Here is an 18,567-nt window from a genome sequence, read left to right as displayed (position 1 = left end):
TGTAATGGAAAAAAATATTATATTGATGAGTGATTCATATAAATATTCTCACTCGGCTCAATATCCTGACAATATGACCTACATGCACCATTATATTGAGAGTCGTGGTGGACGTTATGGTTATACTCAATTTTTTGGTTTGCAATATTATTTGAAAAAATATCTTTGCCAGCCGATTACGCAAGAGATGATTGATGAAGCGGAAGAAATTATGCGTATGCATGGGTTACCGTTTGATCGGGCGAATTGGCAATATATTTTAGATGCACATCAAGGTTATTTACCGTTAAAGATTCGTGCGGTGCCAGAAGGTAGTTTGGTGAATAACCATAATGTATTGTTAACAGTTGAGAATACTGATGAAAAATGCGCGTGGTTGGTTAGTTTCTTTGAAACTTTGCTATTGAAAATTTGGTACCCTTGTACAGTTGCGACACTTTCCCATTCTTATCAACGTATTTGCCGTAAATTTTTACAAGAAACAGCAGAAACCTTAGATGCATTGCCGTTTATGTTGCATGATTTTGGTTATCGCGGTGTCTCAAGTGAAGAGAGTGCTTCTATTGGTGGTGCTGCTCATTTAATCAATTTTAAAGGAACTGATAACGTTAGCGCCTTGTTATTTATGCGTCAATATTATGCTGCGGAAATGGCTGGCTTTAGTGTACCGGCTGCAGAACATAGTACGATTACTTCTTGGTCAAAGGAACGTGAAGTGGCGGCATATGAGAATCTATTGGATAAATATCAAGATTCAGTGATTTCGATCGTGGTCGATAGTTACGATTACTACAACGCTATTGGCAATATTTTCTGTAAACAACTTGCGGATAAAGTGAAACAGCGTAAGTATCCATTAGTCGTGCGTCCAGATAGTGGCGATGCGATCACTAATGTGTTATTTGCTTGTGAGAAATTAGCTGAAACCTTTGGCACCACAACCAATGAGAAAGGTTATTTGGTGTTAAACAATGTACGTGTTTTACAAGGTGATGGCATTAATGAAAATAGCACTTGGGATCTATTAAAAGCACTACAAGATAATCAATATTCTGTGGAGAATCTAATTTTAGGTTGTGGTGGTTCATTATTACAAGGTAATCTCAGTACCAGTATCAATCGTGATACACACCGTTTTGCAATGAAATGTAGTTGTGTAATTACGGATGGTAAGTTAGTTGATGTTTATAAAGCGCCAATTACCGATAAAGGTAAGGTAAGTAAGAAAGGGCGTTTGGATTTAATCTGGGAAGGTGAAAAATATAAAACCGTCAATATCGATCATCTGCCATTAAATCAATATCACGAAAATTCTATGATGCAAACCGTATTTGAAAACGGTAAGTTGTTAGTGGATTGGAGCTTAGCTGATGTACAGCAAAATGCCCAACGTTATCAACCACAGGAAGCAAAATAATAAAATTCTTGGATGTTTTTATGAATTTTTCGCAATATGTTGCTGATTTAGTAGCGAAAAACCCTGATGAAAGGGTTTTTCCTTTTAATTATGAAGGGAAAAAATATTGGATTAAACAGGTGGAAAAAACAACCGGGGCGATGCGGTTGTTAAAACCTAATCCAAAGGCTTCCTTACAACGTGAAATTAAAACCTTGCAATATCTAAATCAACATCATGCAGCCGTGGCACAACTTGTCTTAGTCAGTGATAACTATTTTGTGATTGAAGATGTTGGTCAATCCATCAAAAGATACTTAAATGAACCACAAACGACAGCTGAATTTGCACAACGAATGTTAGCTGATGCAGCGCGAGCATTGGCAACATTGCATCAACAAAACCTGTTTCATGGACGCCCGGCGATTCGTGATATGGGCTGGAAAGAAGATGGCGTTCGCTTTATTGATTTTGAATCGAAAATCTTTAGCAATAATCTGCATTTACAGCAAGCACGTGATCTATTGTTTTATATTCATAGTTTGTATGTTAGCGAAAAGGTTACGGATCAACAAATTGCTGACAGTATCACTGTTTATCGCCAACAAGGTGGTGAAGCACAATGGCAATATACTTATGCGTTAGTGGTTAAATATCGTTGGCTGTATTCTTTTTTACGTCTATTCCGGTGCGTGGCTCGAACGGATCTTATTGCTTTATTAAGTCTATTTAAATTCATCTTTGCTTATGGAAAAGAAAAAGGGTTTTAGGCTAAGGACGTGGTATGAAGATTTATCGGGTACAATTAAAGCGTAGTCAAAAAACGTTATTACATGACAATCAATGTTCTTTATTGGAAAATCTTGAACAGAATGGTATTCGACACGAATATCAATGCCGTTCAGGTTATTGTGGTGCTTGTCGAGCAAAATTATTAACAGGTACCGTAAGTTATCGCCAACCACCACTCGCTTTCTTACAAGCAGATGATGTTTTACTTTGTTGTTGTCAATTAGAATCAGATCTTGAACTCGATCTCTAAAGCGGTATTTTTTGATACTGCTTATTTCTCTGACCCCTATAAATTATCCAAAATTGACACTTTTCAACCCATCAATTTACGCCAGAATAATCACCATCAATTTTAATAAAGGAGCAAATGATGGAAACAATTATTGGTAGTGATGTGGTAAAACGTGGTATGGCACAGATGCAAAAAGGCGGTGTCATTATGGATGTGGTTAATGCGGAACAAGCCCGCATTGCGGAAGATGCCGGCGCAGTCGCGGTTATGGCCTTGGAGCGGGTACCATCAGATATTCGTAAAGCTGGTGGCGTAGCAAGAATGGCTAATCCGCGTATTGTAAAAGAAGTGATGAATGCAGTTTCAATTCCAGTAATGGCAAAAGCGAGAATTGGGCATATTACAGAAGCTCGCGTGTTAGAAGCAATGGGAGTTGATTATATTGATGAAAGTGAAGTACTAACGCCGGCAGATGAAGAGTTTCATTTGTTGAAAAGTGAATTCACAGTGCCTTTTGTTTGTGGTTGTCGTGATTTGGGGGAAGCATTGCGTCGGATTGGTGAAGGGGCAGCAATGTTGCGCACCAAAGGTGAACCAGGAACGGGCAATATTGTGGAAGCAGTACGTCATATGCGTAAGGTAAATGCTCAAGTGAGAAAAGTAGTTGCAATGAGCTACGATGAGTTGATGACAGAAGCAAAAAATTTAGCAGCACCATTTGAGTTATTGCTACAAATTAAACAATTAGGACGTTTACCGGTAGTGAATTTTGCTGCTGGTGGTGTAGCGACACCTGCGGATGCAGCATTAATGATGGAATTAGGGGCAGATGGTGTTTTTGTTGGCTCAGGAATTTTTAAATCAGAAAATCCTGAAAAATTTGCTAAGGCGATTGTCCAAGCAACAACACATTACCAAGATTATGATTTGATCGCTCGTTTATCAGAAGATCTTGGTGAAGCAATGAAAGGTATTGAGATTTCTCAATTATCTGCAGCAGAAAGAATGCAAGAACGTGGCTGGTAGTTGATCTATGAAAACATTAACTATCGGTGTTCTTGCTTTGCAAGGCGCAGTCAGCGAACATTTAGCACAGTTAGCTCAATTAAATGTACGAGGTGTTGCTGTTAAGCGTATTGAGCAATTGGCTGAATTGGACGGTATTATTTTGCCTGGTGGCGAGAGTACCACAATTGGTAAGTTAATGCGTCAATATGATTTTATTGAAGCGTTACAGCAATTTGCCCAAACTAAAGCAATCTTTGGTACTTGTGCAGGGATGATTTTATTAGCAAAACAGATTGTTGGTGGAGAACAACCTCATCTAGCGTTAATGGATATTACCGTACAGCGCAACGCATTTGGACGCCAAGTAGCCAGTTTTGAAACGGATTTAACAATAATGGGGTTAGCAAAAACTGTACCGGCAGTCTTTATTCGCGCACCTTATATTGTTGAAACTGGCAAAGATGTTGAAGTGTTGGCATCATTTGCTGGGCATCCAGTATTAGCTCGCCAAGGAAGATTGTTAGCTTGTTCATTTCATCCAGAATTAACTAAGGATGTGGAGGTTTTAAAGCTGTTTTTGGCGTTATGTTAATAAATATAGGTTGTTGGCTTGGCTAACCTCAGTTTATTGACAAAGTCAATGATAAAACTTTTAGCTAAATTATTTCTTATCTAAAATTTAGGTTTCGCCCTAAAGGGCGACCTACTTTTATTCGCAAGTGAACTTTGTTCACTTGCTCACCCTACGGGTCGTTGCAAGCAACGTTCAAAAAGCTAACGCTTTTTGTCTTTGCTTGTATAAAGAAAAGTAGGCAAAAGAAATACACCCTCGCACTCTTGCTAATCCTCATTCCAATAAGATTTTCCGGGCGGCAAAAAAAGAGATTTTTCTCGCAAGCTCGAAAAATTGACAGCTTTTTTTGCCTGAAAATCTTATTTGCATTCGGGCAAGAGTAAGAGGGACCCCAAAGCTATTTTATAGAAGTTTTTGACAAAATTTAGGTTTGTCAGCAGTCTGAGGTTAGCTTAGCTAACCTAACCTCTTAGTTAATCCCCCAATTTTCCTGACAACTGATCTAGCCATTGCGAAAATTGTTCAGCATCTAAAAAACCAGTTACACGACTATTTGGAATTTCCTTACCTTGCTGATCAAAAAATAAAATAGTGGGTAAACCTAGCACACGATATTCTTTACTCAATGCTTGATTAGCAGCACTATTTTTGGTCATATCAACACGTAGTAATAACATTTGTTGTAAACGTTGCTGTACTTGCGGTTGATTAAATGTTTTATGTTCAAATTCTTTACAGGCAACACACCAATCGGCATACAGATCAACCATCGCAATTTTATGCGGATTATTGCGTAATTGCTGTTGCAGCTCTTGTAGATCTTTGACAGTAATAAACTGATCATTATCAGTTGATTGTGAGGAAGCGGGATGGAGAAATTGCTGCACAGTAAAATAGAGTGGCGCAGCGGCAATAATCATTGCCATCATCGCTAATACTTGCCAAATACGACTATGTTTTCCAGCTAAAGTCATCAACCAAGCAAAAAAGGCAATACCGAGTAATGACCACAAGATATCTTCCCAATAAGCAGGTAAAAAACGTGCCAATAAAATAATTGGTAAGGCTAATAACACAAAACCAAAGGCAATTTTGACATTTTCCATCCATTCTCCTGATTTTGGCAGGATTTTATTGCCAAATACAGTAATTGCGATCAATGGAGTTCCCATTCCGAGCGCTAATAAGTACAGCGTTAAAGCGCCAGTTGCTAAATCACCTGTTTGGGTAACATAAAGTAATGCGCCAGATAAAGGTGCTGAGGTGCAAGGAGAGGCGATTAATCCAGCGATTGCTCCCATTAAAAATACACCGCCATACATTCCTGCTGATTGTTGTTGGCTTAATGCAGTAAGTTTGGTTTGCCAACTAGTAGGCAACTGTAAGGTAAATAAACCGAACATTGAGCAAGCAAGTAGCACAAAGAGTATGGCAAAGGCGCCCAACACATAAGGACTTTGTAACCAGACTTGCAGTGATAAGCCAACAGCGGCAACTGCTAAACCTAATAAAGCATAGGTTAATGCCATTCCTTGTACATAGATAAAACTTAATAATAACGCTTTACCAGTATTCACTCGCTGTTCCTTGCCAATCACGATTGCTGATAACAGTGGCAACATTGGCAAAACACAAGGCGTAAAGGCTAGCCCAATGCCTAATAAGAAAAACCAAAATACGGCAAACTTACTTTGAAAGAGCTGTTCAGTCAATGATGGCGTTGCAGTAGTATCTACGGAATTATGGCTATCCACTTTAATCACTTGCGCTAAATCAATTTGTTGCTGTTGTGGTGGATAACATAAACCTTCAGTACAGCCTTGATAGTTAATTTGTAATTGTCCTTGCGGGGCAAATTGCCCTGTTGTTGGTGTGAGGATGACATCTAAACCTTGTTCAAAGATTTGTGTTTTACCAAAATAAGGATCTTCGTGCGTTTTTTCCGTTACAGGCATTAGTTGTTGTTGAAAGTCAACATTGGTGCTGGTGATAGTAATAGTATGTTTATAGAGATAATAATTCGGCAAGATACCCCAATGAAGTGTAATTTTTTGTGGGGTTGCTTGAATTGAAAACGGAAAAGCTTGTTCTACCGTTAAATAATTTGTTTTTTTATCAAATAATCCTGCGTTAGCCGTATTAATGGCAACACAAGAGAGGATAAATAAGCAAAAAAGTGATAAATATTTTTTTATCATACTATTACTTTTTGTTCAGTGAAAAAGACGAAATCGAAGTTTAGCACAGTTACAGCTGAATTTCTTAACTGAAGTTGTTATACTCAACCAGTTTTGAGTTGTTTTAAAGAAAGAGGACACAATGTCGATAAATTTTGTACGAATTCTACAAGAAAGTGGTTACTTTGTGCGTAATCGTTATCCAATCGTAGTCACTTTTACTGTGCTATATGCCTTAAATACATTAATTTTTCAGCTCATTATGGAAGCAAATGGTGGGTTACAACAATTACAAACTACTCCTGAACAGATCCCATCGAGTGTTATTTTTGCCTCTTTTTTTAATTTGATCCTGTCTGTTATTTTCAATATGTGGTTTATTTTGACTATCGATCAGGTTTCAACAAATCGTATTACTGATATTTTTTCTTGTATTCCAACGGTATTACAAAAACTGTTAGGTTTTATTGGTTATAACTGCTTATTAATTTTAGCTGTAATGCCATTTATTATGGGCATTAGCATTGGCGCAGTGAGTGGTGGTATCACCCTGTTTATTGGCGGGGTAGTCTGTTTACTAGCTAGTGGTTATTTATTAACACGTTTTGCCTTATTGCCTTATGCATATTTACTTGAGCCAGGCAGAAAGGGGCTTAGAAGTTTATATCAATTAGTTAATCGCCGTCCGCAAGCTAAAGTAATGGTAGTTTATCTCTTATTAGTTTATTTAGTACCAATGTTGCTTAGTAATTTATTGGTTGGTTTGTTAGGAGCAAATTTATTGGTGTTATCTACTTTGGTGACTGCATTTATTAATCTCTTTTCTTTAATTTTTGCTTATCGTTTTTATCGTATTTTTATTAAGACAACAGCGCTATGAAACAACTATTAGAATTTATTCCACTTATTTTATTTTTTGCCGTTTACAAATTATTTGGGGTTCGTGAAGCTGCGATTACCTTGATTGTGGCGACCATCATCCAATTTATTATCTTAAAAGTGAAATATGGCAAAATCGAAAAGTCACAATGGATTATGGCGATTGGTATTGTATTTTTCGGTAGTTTGACGGCTTATTTCAATGATCTTGAATTTTTAAAATGGAAAGTCACTATCGTATATGCGCTATTTGCCTTAATTTTATTGATTAGTCAGTTTGGTTTTAAGAAGTTATTAATCAAAAGTATGTTAGGGAAAGAGATCCAACTACCAGAAAAAATTTGGGCAAACCTCAATTTAGGCTGGGGAATTTTTTTCATTGTTTGTATGTTGATCAATTTATATGTCAGTCTATTTTTATCCGATGACATTTGGGTTGATTTTAAATCATTTGGTTTCTTTGGATTAACATTAGCCGCGTCATTATTGACAGGTGTTTATGTGTATCCGCACATTACTGCTCAAGCAAAAGATAAGAATAAGGATTGATGAAATGGATACAACAGCTCGTACGCCAGATGGCACGTTGTTATTAAGAACATTGGCAATGCCGTCAGACACTAATGCAAATGGTGATATCTTTGGCGGTTGGATTATGTCACAAATGGATATTGGTGGTGCGATTTTAGCAAAAGAGATTGCACATCGTCGTGTCGTTACTGTCCATGTCAATAATATGACCTTTCATAAACCTGTTTCAGTAGGAGATGTGGTTTGTTGTTATGGTCGTTGTACCAGAGTGGGAAATACTTCTATCCAAGTTCAAGTAGAAGTTTGGGTAAAACGGGTTTTTCAAGATGCGGTTTCTGATCGCTATTTGGTAACAGATGCGGTGTTTACTTATGTTGCGATTGATGAAAATGGTAAGCCAAGCCCAGTACCGCGTGAGAATAATCCAGAATTAGCACAAGCATTAAAACTTATCGCTGAATATGAAAGTAAGGAGTAGTTATGTATTACGTGATTTTTGCACAAGATTTACCAAACACCTTAGAAAAACGTCTTGCCGTTAGAGAAAAACATCTTGCACGTTTAGCTATGTTGCAAGAACAAGGTCGTTTGTTGACCGCTGGACCAAACCCAGCTATTGATGATGAAAATCCAGGCACTGCAGGCTTTACTGGTTCAACTGTAATTGCAGAGTTTGCTTCTTTGGAAGAAGCAAAAGATTGGGCAGCGCAAGATCCATATGTTGAAGCAGGTGTGTACGGTGAAGTAGTAGTTAAACCATTTAAACGCGTGTTTTAATTAATTGGATTAAGCATAATAAAAAGCAGTGTGATTTTGAGGTCACACTGCTTTTTTTGTTGATTGTTTTGAATAATCAGAATTACATCAATACATTTGCAATACTAATACCGACAACACATCCCACAAAGACGCCGATTAAACCCGGAACCATAAAGCTGTGGTTGAAGTAGTATTTACCAATCTTAGTCGTACCTGAAACGTCGAAGTTTACAGTTGCGATATCTGATGGGTAGTTAGGAATAAAGAAGTAACCATAAGTTGCAGGCAATAAACCAACAAGTAATGGTGCAGGTAAGCCCATTGCAATACCTACTGGTAATAACATTCTTCCTGTTGCAGCTTGGCTGTTAATTACAACAGATACTGCGAATAGCGCAAGTGCGAATGTCCAAGGGTAAGCTTTAACCATTTCTGTAATACCAGCTTTGAAGGCAGGCATTGCGTAAGTAAAGTAAGTATCACTCATCCAAGCAATACCAAAGATCGCAATAGTTGCTACCATACCTGATTTAAATACCACACCGTTTGGTACTTTTTTCACATCAGTTTTGGTTACTAATAAGATAATACCTGCGAATGCTAACATCATCATTTGAATGATAACGCCCATTGAAACCGCTTTTGGTGAATCACCGATAGTGCGGATTGCCGGGAACATTGCTACAACTACGATACAAATTAAAGCTAATAAGAATAGTAATACAGAGTTTTTCGCCGCAGGTGGTAAAGTTTCATTCAAGCTAGTACTTGTTGTATTTTTAATTAATTGACTCCATTCAGGGTCATTTAAACGACGTTGATATTCTGGATCGTCTTTTAATTCTTTACCACGACGTAAGCTATATAAAGAAAGCGCTAATACACCGCAGAATGTCGCTGGAATTGTGATTGACACGATAGTCAATAAACTTACGTGAGAGAACCCAGGTAGTTCAGAGATTTGTCCTAAATAGTAAACTACCGCTGCAGAGATTGGACTTGCAGTGATCCCGATTTGAGATGATACAGAAGCCGCAGCCATTGGGCGTTCAGGACGAATACCATTTTTCAGTGCGATATCACCGATAATTGGCATAATGGTATAAACTGCGTGACCTGTACCTAAAATCATGGTCATAAAATAAGTTACCATTGGACCAAGAATAGTTACACGTTTTGGATTGCTACGAAGAATACGTTCTGCGATTTGTAACATATATTTCAAACCACCAGCAGCTTCGAGTACAGATGCACAGGTAACCACAGCTAAGATGATTAACATAACATCGATTGGTGGTGATGATGGTGGCATACGAAGAATAAAGACTTCAACGATCAAACCGATCCCGGAAACAACCCCAAGACCGACACCGCCGTAGCGGCTACCAACATACAGGAAAAACAGCAGGAGAATAAATTCTGCGTATAACATAGCGACCTCGTTAAAAATTATCTAAAAAATAAGCAAAATAACTAAAGTTGGGTAATCATAATGAAAGCTAAAAAGATCGCAATATAAATTTCAAAAAAGGGAATAAAATTTAAAAAAAAGTTTATTTACATCAAATTTTGGTTATTATTTAAGCAAAAAATTGAGCTCGGTAACATCAGAAACGGCTAATGTTGGTAAATGCGTTGCTTCAGGAAAAGCAGTTAAAGGTTGATTATTAGTATTTACCCAAACCGCTTGGCAACCGTTAATAATCGCACCTTGGACGTCGGTGATTAGGTTATCGCCGACGTGCAAAATTTCGTTAATGTTACAATGAAAATAGTCAGCAGTTTGTTGGAATAGATCAATATGCGGTTTGGCACGACCATGTTCGCCTCCCCGTAACATAAGCTGAAATTGATTAAGACCAATACGAGGTGGATAGACGTTACCATTACTAATTGAAACTAAAGGATAAACTTTTGCTAACTCAGTCAGAAATTGTTGATTTTGTTTAGGTACATCAATTTTATGACGCGATTCAACAAATTGTTCCATTGCAGTAGCAATAATTTTATTAATTTCATCGCCAGTTTTACCTTGTTGCTGTAATAAACGGGTTGCAGCTGCAATTCGCCAGGCAATAACATCTTCATAGCGCACAGGATCTTCTTGTAACATTTGTTGTTTGTAGTCAGCCCATTGATCAACATTGACATCTGCAAGTTGTTGTAAACACTCTAAAAATACCTGTTCAGCATTACGAATCACAAAGTAATTATCATATAACGTATCATCAAGATCGAAAGTGATGACTTTAGGCGGCAATAGATTACGATAAAAATGTAACATTGTTGTCATTCCTATTTTTTACGTTTGGCACGAGGGTGAGCAGCGTCATAGACTTGTGCTAAATGTTGAAAGTTTAAATGGGTATAAATTTGCGTTGTTGAGAGATTTTCATGACCAAGCAACTCTTGTACAGCACGTAAATCGGATGTTGCTTCAAGCATATGTGTGGCAAAGGAGTGGCGTAATTTATGTGGATTTAAATGAGCATTTAAGCCTTGTTTTACTCCCCATTGCTCCAAGCGTTGTTGAATCGCTGCACTGGTTAAGCGATTACCTTGCTGGCTAATAAATAACGCATTATCTTTTGGTGCAAATTGTAATCTTACTTGCAGCCATTCATGCAACGCACCGGCAGCATAACGTCCGAACGGTAAAACACGTTCTTTGTTGCCTTTTCCTAATACACGAAGTTCGCGCGCTTTAAAATTAATATCTTCTAAATTTAAACCGCGTAGTTCTGCTAAACGCAAACCAGAACTATACATCAATTCCATAATCGCTTTATCGCGTAATGCGAGCGGTTCTTTACTTTTAATATCTAGCAGTTGTGTAATGGATTCGACATCAATACTTTTTGGTAAACGCTTACCTGCTTTAGGCGCTGAAATACCATCTGTTGGATTAACAGCGATAATTTTTTTGCGTAGTAAAAACTGGAAGAAACCTCGTAGACTGGATAAACGTAATGCCAGACTATGTTCATGCAAACCAGATTTTTTTCCTTGTGTCAGGATAAAACGGATAACGCTACCATCGACTTGACGCCAATCATTAATCCCTTCGTTCGTTAATAGCTCCACGCAAACTGCCATTTGCTGTTGATAGCTTTCTAACGTTTTAGGGCTTAATTGACGTTCGATGCGTAGATAATTCCAGTACTGATCTAACCACTCTTGTAACATAATTTATTTTTTATAAGTTAACCATTGATGCAGCAATGGTTCGACTAATTCCACTAAAGTTTCGAGAAAATCGGTATTTTGACCACGATAAAAATGCCCTTCATGTAGAGCAGTAAATACCATAACGGCGTGATAAGGTTTGTGATCTAATTTATTGTTTAATAAACAAAGCGCAACTGAACCAATTGGTAATTCTTCGGGTAAGAAGAGCAATGATTTTTCGCGATTGGTTAATTTGCCAAGATAAAAAGACTGTAAACCAAAACGTTCTAAACGAATAATTTCAAAAGCTTTGCGATCTAGCCACGATTGTGGTTGCACCAAATCCTTATTTTGCCAAGCATCTTTTAGTAATAAAATTTTGCCTTGTTTTAAACCTAATTCTTTTGCCCATTGATTTAAAGTCTGGCTGGCATCAATAAAGTTTTTTGCTTGATACAGCTGTTGTTGTAATGGTAACAAACTAAAAAATAGAGTTTCATTTTGTTGGACTGTATTGCTCACTTGATTTAGCGTAGTTTCCAGTACAGAGATTTTTTCTCTTTGTCTGCCGAGTTGTGCTTCTACTAAGGAAATCATTCCTTTACGTTGGTGCGGAATAATTAAGTTATCAAGTAAGTCTAAATGCCGAGCAAAATAGTCTGGATGAGTTTGTAAATAGTCATCAATTTGTTGCTCAAAGGCAGCATCTATTTCTTGCATATTTATGCTCCTTAAAGTTGAATGACACCATCATAGACAAAGGTTGCATCGCCGGTCATATAAAGTGGATGACCTTGTCCCTGCCATTCAATTTGTAATTCACCACCCGGTAAAGTAACTTTAACATTATTGTCTAATAGACCTTGCATAATACCCACAGCAACAGCAGCACAAGCGCCAGTCCCGCATGCTTGTGTTTCGCCAGCACCACGCTCAAAGACTCTTAAACGAATGTGTTGGCGATTAATAACTTGCATGAAGCCAATATTGGCACGTGCTGGAAAACGTTCGTGATTTTCCAATAATGGGCCAAGTTGCTCAACATTCGCAGTGGCAACATCCTCAACTTGTAATACACAATGCGGATTACCCATAGATACAACACCGCAGAGTACCGTTTGAATTTCAGTAAGTAAGATATAGTTCTTTTCAAATTTGTTGGCAATGAAAGGAACTTTTGCAGGTTCCCAAATTGGTTCACCCATATTGACGCGCACTGTTTCGTCATCATTGACAATCAGCACAATCTTACCTTTAGCAGTACTCACTTTAATTTCATTTTTATTGGTTAATCCTTTTAGGCGTACAAAACGTGCAAAGCATCTGGCACCATTACCGCATTGTTCAACTTCACTGCCATCTGCATTGAAAATACGATAATGAAAGTCGAGTTCAGGATCATATGGCGCTTCAACGAGTAATAATTGATCAAAACCAATCCCGCGATGGCGATCAGCTAAACGGCGGATGATCTCTTCAGAGAAAAAGATACTTTGTGTGATACCGTCAACCACCATAAAATCGTTGCCCAGACCGTGCATTTTGGAGAATTGCATATATACCTCTTGCATAAATCATAATGGCATTATTATAGAGAGTTCCAACTAAAGTCTAAAGTGAAGTTAAGGCAAATATATTAATTAAGTAGGAATGCCGTTATACTAGCGCGGTTTTTTATCAAGGATTGAGTTATGGCAAAACTTTATTTTTATTACTCATCAATGAATGCGGGAAAATCAACAACGCTATTACAATCTTCATATAATTATCGCGAACGTGGCATGCAAACTTTAGTTTATACGGCAGCGATTGATAACCGTTATGGTGGGGGAAAAGTGACCTCGCGAATCGGTATTGAAGAGCAAGCGAAGTTGTTTGACTCTGTTACTGATTTATTTAGCGAGATCCAACAACATCATCAACAACAAAAGCTGCACTGTATCTTAGTTGATGAAGCCCAATTTTTAACGAAGCAGCAAGTTTATCAATATTATTTGAAGGTAGCCGTTATTTATTGGCGTGGGCAGATCAATTAGAAGAGTTAAAAACCATCTGTTATTGTGGACGTAAAGCCAATTTTGTTTTGCGTTTGAATGAACAAGGGGAAGTGATTAAAGAAGGTGATCAAATTCAGATTGGTGGAAATGATCATTATCTATCAGTTTGCAGACGGCATTATAAAGAGAAAATGGAAGGATAAAAGTAATATCTCTATCGTTGCTAAAATGATAGAGATATTTTGCCTAAATCAGTAATCAAGCCGGATTATCAATATCTTTAAACTCAACAGTAAGTTGATAATTTTCTGCTAACCAAGCAGCTAATGCTTTAATACCATAGCGTTCGGTAGCGTGATGTCCAGCAGCAAAAAACTGAATATTTTGTTCACGAGCAGAATGTACAGTTTGTTCAGAAACTTCCCCTGTAATAAAAGCGTCACATCCTTTTGCGGCAGCCAAATCAATATAACCTTGACCACCGCCGGTACAGATGCCAATTTTTTGAATAGGTTGCTGCGGATCATTAGCGCAATGTAAACATGTACGAGCTAATTGCTGGTTAATGCGTTGTGCTAACTCTGTACCTGAAATTGCTTGCGGTAGCTTTCCCCACATTGGAATCGACATTGCGGAATCTTCCAATGGATAGAGTTCGGTTATACCCAATAATTTTGCTAATTGAGCATTATTGCCTAAGGTTGGATGCATATCGAGTGGAAGATGGTAAGCATATAAATTGATGTCGTTTTGGAGTAACGTTTTAATACGTTTACCTTTCATACCACGAATACAAGGATTTTCATTTTTCCAAAAGTAGCCATGATGAACAATAATTGCATCTGCATTAACGCTAACGGCATAATCGATTAAGGCTTGAGAGGCGGTAACACCAGCAACAATTTTGTTGATTTGTGTTTTACCTTCAACTTGTAAGCCATTTGGCGCGTAGTCATTGATCTTATCGCTATTAAGTAATTGATTAAGAATTTGTTCGAGTTCGAGATGATTAATCATAATATCCTTGGCAATCTGAAGTTATTGAGAAATCGCCAATATACGGCGATGGTAAAGTTCGAGTTTAATGTGTTGCTGACGAAAACCTGCAGCAATAATTTGTTGGACATCTACTGCCTTGGCTTGTTGATACCACTGTAGCCATTGCTGTTGTTGAGCTAAAGTAAAGTGATTGAAAATAGCTCGATAAAGCAAACATAGATTAGTGAGTCTTTGTGGTTTTCGCCAACAGTCTAGTTGATCGAAGAGCGTAATAATCTCTTCGCTGGTCAAAGAGGCAGTTTGTGAGAAGTTATTGACAAATTGTACTGCTAATAATGCGTTATCTAGATAGGCTGATGGTGCTTTATAACGTTGGCATAATTGCTGAATTTGTAATTGAATTTGCTGCAGAGTTTGTTGCTCAGCTATCTGCTGATTTTGTAGGTATAAGCTGACAAAAAAGAACGCAAAACGTAATGTTTTTTGCTCTAACTCTGACATTTCAGCAATTAATAAATTTAAACGAACCAATGTTTCACTAAGGTGTGGATTGGCTTGATCAAATAACGGAGCTAATTCGTTAAATAATGTAATGGCGCCAACTTCAGCTAACACCTGAAAATAGATCTCGGGGTGAGCATAACTGAGTGCTTTTTCAGTTTCTAGCCAGACACGTTCCGCTGTTAATGCCTGTAATTCACCACTAGCAACCATTTTTTTCATTAAAGCTAATGTTTCATCAGCAATAGTAAAACCGAGTGGATAGAAGCGAGCGGCAAAACGAGCTACACGTAAAACACGAAGTGGATCTTCACTAAAAGCCGCAGAGATATGGCGTAATTTTTTTTGTTTTAAATCAGCAATACCGTTATAAGGATCGTGAAGATTACCTTGTAGATCTTCGGCAATGGCATTAATGGTTAAATCACGACGGATAAGATCTTGTTCAAGCGTAATTTCTGGAGAAAAATCACAGCAAAAGCCAGTATAACCTTTACCTGTTTTACGTTCTGTTCTGGCGAGAGCATATTCTTGCTTAGTTTGAGGATGCAAAAAGACAGGGAAATCCTTACCAACTTGTAGGTATCCCTGTTTTAATAGATCATCGGGTGTAGCGTGGACGACCAACCAATCTTTGTCTGTTACAGGTAGCCCCAGTAAGCGATCACGCACCGCCCCACCAACGAGATAGATTTCTGGTTGTTGCGCCATTACCAACGTTCTCTGCGACGACGAGGAATAAGCACTGGAATAATTAAACCAAGAATTAATCCAGCTGCTAATACAGAACCGCCATAAATGAACCAGCGTATAATAATGCCACGTTTTTCGGAATCTAGCATTGCTTCTAAATCTTTATTTTTATTCTTGAGAATATCAACTTGACGATTAAGTTGAGAGTTTTGTTCGAGTAATTCACTACTTTGTTTTTCGGCTTGTTGGGTACGACGTTGCATTTCATTTGTTCGTTGTTGCCAGTCGTTATTAATTTGATTGAGTTTTAGTGTTAACTCATCAATTTTTTTCTGTAAGGCAGGTACTTGTTCTTTACTGCTAGGTGTATTACTAAGTTCACTGGTTAAGAGCCAACCTTCACGATTACGACTGTCACGAATGTGAGTATATTTATCTTTTTGTTCTAAAACGGTAACCGCTTCACCAGATTTAATAGTACCAACAATTTTAAATTGATCACTTGCCCCTTTGCGTAGGTAAGTGCTTAGATTTTCAGAAACATATTGCGTTTGTGCAAAGGCACATTGGCTGACGATAAATAGGGTGGAAAATATCCCGAATAAATGTGAAAGTTTTTTCATCATACGTTCTTTATTGATTTGAAAAAGATCTAACTTTTGAAGCTAGGTTAACTAATTGCTATTAAACGAAATGCAGCGATTTGCTGCATTTCGTTTTATTGGTGAGGAGGTATTCTACAATAATATCGCTTTTAGGGTATAGAAAATTATCACAGAGAAGAAGGCACCTGCAGGTAATGTGATAATCCAAGAAGATATAATATTACGGATAACAGCTAAGTTTAATGCTGCAATACCACGTGCAAAACCAACACCAAGAACAGCACCAACTAAAGTCTGTGTAGTAGAAATTGGTAAACCGGTACCTGAAGCAAGGATAACGGTTGTGGCAGTAGCAAATTGAGCTGCGAAACCACGACTTGGCGTTAAATCCGTAATTCCTGTACCAATAGTATCCATTACTCGCTGTCCCATTACTGCTAAACCGGCAATAATACCTAAGGCACCAAGTGGTAGCACCCACCAAGCCATAGTCGTCTTACCAGCAATAACACCACCATGATCAATGATTGAAACAACAGCAGATAGTGGTCCGATAGCATTTGCTACATCGTTTGAGCCATGAGCGAATGCCATTGAACAAGCAGTTAATAACATTAATAGGCGGAATACTTTTTCTACAGCACCAAAGCCAGCAGTAGCTTTTTTCTCAAAAGATTGACTACGAAGATAGAAAGCACAAGCAATAGTAGCTAAAACACTGAGAATTAACGAAATAAGGAATGTTTCGCCATTAGTAAGATGCAAACCAATATGTTTAAGGCCTTTTTTGATAGTGACTAATGAAATAATTAAAATGGTCAGCCCCATATAAAAAGGAGCAAAACGTTTCGCATTAAATAATGGTTGTTCTGTATCAAAGATCAGTTTTTGCGTACTACTAAAAATAAGATAAGCAATAATACCAGCAATAAAAGGTGTAATAATCCAACTACCAAAAATACCAGATAAGCTACCCCATTCAACAGCATCACTACCAACAGTAACACAAGCGAAACCTACAATTGCTCCAATGATTGTGTGAGTAGTTGATACCGGCCAACCAACACGAGAAGCAAAAACTAGCCAGAAGCCTGCAGAAAGCAAAGATGCCATCATCCCTAAAACTAAGATTTCAGGTTGGTGAATAAATAGCGTTGGATCAATGATACCGTCTTTAATAGTTTCGGCAACTTCACCACCGGCAAGATAAGCACCAGCGCCTTCAAAAATAATTGCAATGATAATTGCTTGACGAGGTGTAATTGCTTTTGAACCAACAGAAGTACCCATCGCATTTGATACGTCATTAGCACCAATACCGAATGCCATTAAAAAACCAAATATCGCAGTCAGCACTACCAGAAGAGTACTGTAATTAGATAATATTTCCATAAGTAATCCTAATAAATAATGTATCGTGGCGGCTTATGAGCGAGCTAGCATTAATTCAATACGAGAACCTACACGTTGTGCTTGATCTGCTAAAACACCAACCCATTCAATAATTTTGTATAAGAACACCATATCAATTGGATTATAAGAGTCTTCTAATTCTAGTAATTTACGACGTAATACGATCTGCATATGATCAGTATCATCTTCGATTTTATCGAGTTCATTAATCATATCATTGACAAAATTAACTTCTCTGCCTCTAAAACCGGTTTCCAGTAATTGATCCATTTCATCAATTACACGACGAGCCTGATCACTAGAATCTAAACTACGGCGTACATAAGATAAAAATTCAGCTTGAATTTGTTCAGGTACTTTTAATTGACGACCAATGACGCGACCTGAGATATCTTTAGCATAGTTAGCCAATTTATCTAATTGAGTCACTAGCTCTAATAAGTCAGTACGTTCTACTGGCATAAATAAGCCACGAGGGAGTTTTAAACGAATTTCACGTTTTAATAAATCAGCTTGTTTTTCGAGTTCTGAGATTTTGGTACGCAATTGCATAGCAGTATCCCAGTCATCGGCAAAACAGGCTTCAAAAAATGGGATTAACATTGCACAAGCTTCATTCACTTTTGTAGAGTGTTTTTGCAACGGTTTAAGCGGGGATTGGGCAAATAGACCAAGAATGTTATTAATTGCCATATACATCTCCTTAGTTGAGTTTATAGGCGAGCTTTGAAATGTTGAAATCGGCGCGAATTTTACAATAGACCATTTTCTACTGACAAGATTTTATTTTACGCACTCCCGAAAAAATTTGCTAAAGTAGCATCAATTATTTCATTTAGAGAG

General features: G+C 37.7%; 20 protein-coding genes and 1 pseudogene. 10 read left to right on the top strand and 11 right to left on the bottom strand.

Annotated features, from left to right (window positions below; genetic code table 11):
• The first annotated feature begins 4 nt into the window (after nt 1-4).
• The 5 genes from NYR30_RS09550 to pdxT all read left to right on the top strand — a co-directional run bounded on the left by NYR30_RS09550 (nt 5) and on the right by pdxT (nt 4,020).
• On the top strand, nt 5-1,417 hold the full coding sequence (locus NYR30_RS09550; RefSeq protein ID WP_302500783.1) for a nicotinate phosphoribosyltransferase: 1,413 nt from the start codon (nt 5-7) through the stop codon (nt 1,415-1,417).
• Nucleotides 1,418-1,437: 20 nt separating this feature from the next.
• Nucleotides 1,438-2,166, top strand: a complete 729-nt coding sequence (locus tag NYR30_RS09545) for a BUD32 family EKC/KEOPS complex subunit (RefSeq protein WP_302500782.1) — start codon at nt 1,438-1,440, stop codon at nt 2,164-2,166.
• A 14-nt stretch (nt 2,167-2,180) separates the two neighbouring features.
• Complete coding sequence (gene yfaE, locus NYR30_RS09540; protein WP_066108926.1) at nt 2,181-2,438, top strand: class I ribonucleotide reductase maintenance protein YfaE; 258 nt, start codon at nt 2,181-2,183, stop codon at nt 2,436-2,438.
• Nucleotides 2,439-2,558: 120 nt separating this feature from the next.
• Nucleotides 2,559-3,446 carry a pyridoxal 5'-phosphate synthase lyase subunit PdxS gene (pdxS, locus tag NYR30_RS09535; RefSeq protein ID WP_437125219.1) on the top strand — a complete coding sequence of 296 codons (888 nt, stop codon included), beginning with the start codon at nt 2,559-2,561 and terminating at the stop codon, nt 3,444-3,446.
• 7 nt (nt 3,447-3,453) lie between these two features.
• Nucleotides 3,454-4,020: a pyridoxal 5'-phosphate synthase glutaminase subunit PdxT gene (pdxT, locus tag NYR30_RS09530; protein WP_302500776.1), complete on the top strand. Its 567-nt coding sequence runs from the start codon at nt 3,454-3,456 to the stop codon at nt 4,018-4,020.
• Nucleotides 4,021-4,475: 455 nt separating this feature from the next.
• On the opposite strand, the gene NYR30_RS09525 is transcribed toward pdxT, so the two are convergent.
• The gene (locus NYR30_RS09525; protein ID WP_082987416.1) at nt 4,476-6,200 is read right to left on the bottom strand and encodes a protein-disulfide reductase DsbD; all 1,725 of its coding nucleotides are present in this window, start codon (nt 6,198-6,200) and stop codon (nt 4,476-4,478) included.
• A 121-nt stretch (nt 6,201-6,321) separates the two neighbouring features.
• On the opposite strand from NYR30_RS09525, the gene NYR30_RS09520 reads away from it, so the two are divergent.
• The 4 genes from NYR30_RS09520 to NYR30_RS09505 are packed head-to-tail and all read left to right on the top strand — an operon-like array spanning nt 6,322 to nt 8,366.
• Entirely contained in the window at nt 6,322-7,059 is a 738-nt protein-coding gene (locus tag NYR30_RS09520) for a hypothetical protein (protein WP_066112987.1), read from the top strand.
• Nucleotides 7,056-7,607: a septation protein A gene (locus NYR30_RS09515; RefSeq protein WP_066112988.1), complete on the top strand. Its 552-nt coding sequence runs from the start codon at nt 7,056-7,058 to the stop codon at nt 7,605-7,607. The genes NYR30_RS09520 and NYR30_RS09515 overlap by 4 nt, the downstream gene beginning before the upstream one ends.
• Before the next feature lie 4 nt (nt 7,608-7,611).
• Nucleotides 7,612-8,067 carry an acyl-CoA thioester hydrolase YciA gene (gene yciA / locus NYR30_RS09510; protein ID WP_066112989.1) on the top strand — a complete coding sequence of 152 codons (456 nt, stop codon included), beginning with the start codon at nt 7,612-7,614 and terminating at the stop codon, nt 8,065-8,067.
• Nucleotides 8,068-8,069: 2 nt separating this feature from the next.
• Nucleotides 8,070-8,366, top strand: a complete 297-nt coding sequence (locus NYR30_RS09505; RefSeq protein WP_066112990.1) for a YciI family protein — start codon at nt 8,070-8,072, stop codon at nt 8,364-8,366.
• An 82-nt stretch (nt 8,367-8,448) separates the two neighbouring features.
• On the opposite strand, the gene NYR30_RS09500 is transcribed toward NYR30_RS09505, so the two are convergent.
• The 5 genes from NYR30_RS09500 to dapF form a co-directional block, all read right to left on the bottom strand.
• A complete protein-coding gene (locus NYR30_RS09500; protein WP_066112991.1) occupies nt 8,449-9,780 on the bottom strand; it encodes an anaerobic C4-dicarboxylate transporter in 1,332 nt (443 codons plus the stop codon).
• A gap of 144 nt (nt 9,781-9,924) precedes the next feature.
• Nucleotides 9,925-10,632, bottom strand: coding sequence for an HAD-IA family hydrolase (locus NYR30_RS09495; RefSeq protein WP_066112992.1), 708 nt, complete (start codon nt 10,630-10,632; stop codon nt 9,925-9,927).
• An 11-nt stretch (nt 10,633-10,643) separates the two neighbouring features.
• Nucleotides 10,644-11,534, bottom strand: coding sequence for a tyrosine recombinase XerC (xerC, locus tag NYR30_RS09490; RefSeq protein ID WP_066108657.1), 891 nt, complete (start codon nt 11,532-11,534; stop codon nt 10,644-10,646).
• A 3-nt stretch (nt 11,535-11,537) separates the two neighbouring features.
• On the bottom strand, nt 11,538-12,236 hold the full coding sequence (locus NYR30_RS09485) for a DUF484 family protein (RefSeq protein ID WP_066112993.1): 699 nt from the start codon (nt 12,234-12,236) through the stop codon (nt 11,538-11,540).
• Nucleotides 12,237-12,247: 11 nt separating this feature from the next.
• Nucleotides 12,248-13,072: a diaminopimelate epimerase gene (dapF, locus tag NYR30_RS09480; protein ID WP_066112994.1), complete on the bottom strand. Its 825-nt coding sequence runs from the start codon at nt 13,070-13,072 to the stop codon at nt 12,248-12,250.
• Nucleotides 13,073-13,207: 135 nt separating this feature from the next.
• Between dapF and NYR30_RS09475 the strand changes: the two are divergent.
• A pseudogene (locus NYR30_RS09475) lies at nt 13,208-13,716 on the top strand (thymidine kinase).
• A 55-nt stretch (nt 13,717-13,771) separates the two neighbouring features.
• Here the strand turns inward: NYR30_RS09475 and NYR30_RS09470 are convergent.
• The 5 genes from NYR30_RS09470 to NYR30_RS09450 form a co-directional block, all read right to left on the bottom strand.
• The gene (locus NYR30_RS09470) at nt 13,772-14,527 is read right to left on the bottom strand and encodes a Nif3-like dinuclear metal center hexameric protein (RefSeq protein WP_197495445.1); all 756 of its coding nucleotides are present in this window, start codon (nt 14,525-14,527) and stop codon (nt 13,772-13,774) included.
• Between the two features lie 24 nt (nt 14,528-14,551).
• The gene (locus NYR30_RS09465) at nt 14,552-15,724 is read right to left on the bottom strand and encodes a tRNA nucleotidyltransferase/poly(A) polymerase-related protein (protein ID WP_066112996.1); all 1,173 of its coding nucleotides are present in this window, start codon (nt 15,722-15,724) and stop codon (nt 14,552-14,554) included.
• Entirely contained in the window at nt 15,724-16,329 is a 606-nt protein-coding gene (locus NYR30_RS09460) for a TIGR04211 family SH3 domain-containing protein (protein ID WP_066108676.1), read from the bottom strand. The genes NYR30_RS09465 and NYR30_RS09460 overlap by 1 nt, the downstream gene beginning before the upstream one ends.
• A gap of 114 nt (nt 16,330-16,443) precedes the next feature.
• Nucleotides 16,444-17,703: an inorganic phosphate transporter gene (locus tag NYR30_RS09455; RefSeq protein ID WP_066108678.1), complete on the bottom strand. Its 1,260-nt coding sequence runs from the start codon at nt 17,701-17,703 to the stop codon at nt 16,444-16,446.
• Between the two features lie 33 nt (nt 17,704-17,736).
• Nucleotides 17,737-18,417: a TIGR00153 family protein gene (locus tag NYR30_RS09450; protein WP_066112997.1), complete on the bottom strand. Its 681-nt coding sequence runs from the start codon at nt 18,415-18,417 to the stop codon at nt 17,737-17,739.
• Between the last annotated feature and the right edge of the window lie 150 nt (nt 18,418-18,567).

The sequence above is a fragment of the Gallibacterium salpingitidis genome, assembly GCF_030517105.1.
Classification (GTDB): Bacteria; Pseudomonadota; Gammaproteobacteria; order Enterobacterales; family Pasteurellaceae; genus Gallibacterium; species Gallibacterium salpingitidis.
This window is presented reverse-complemented; position numbering and strand designations above follow the sequence as displayed.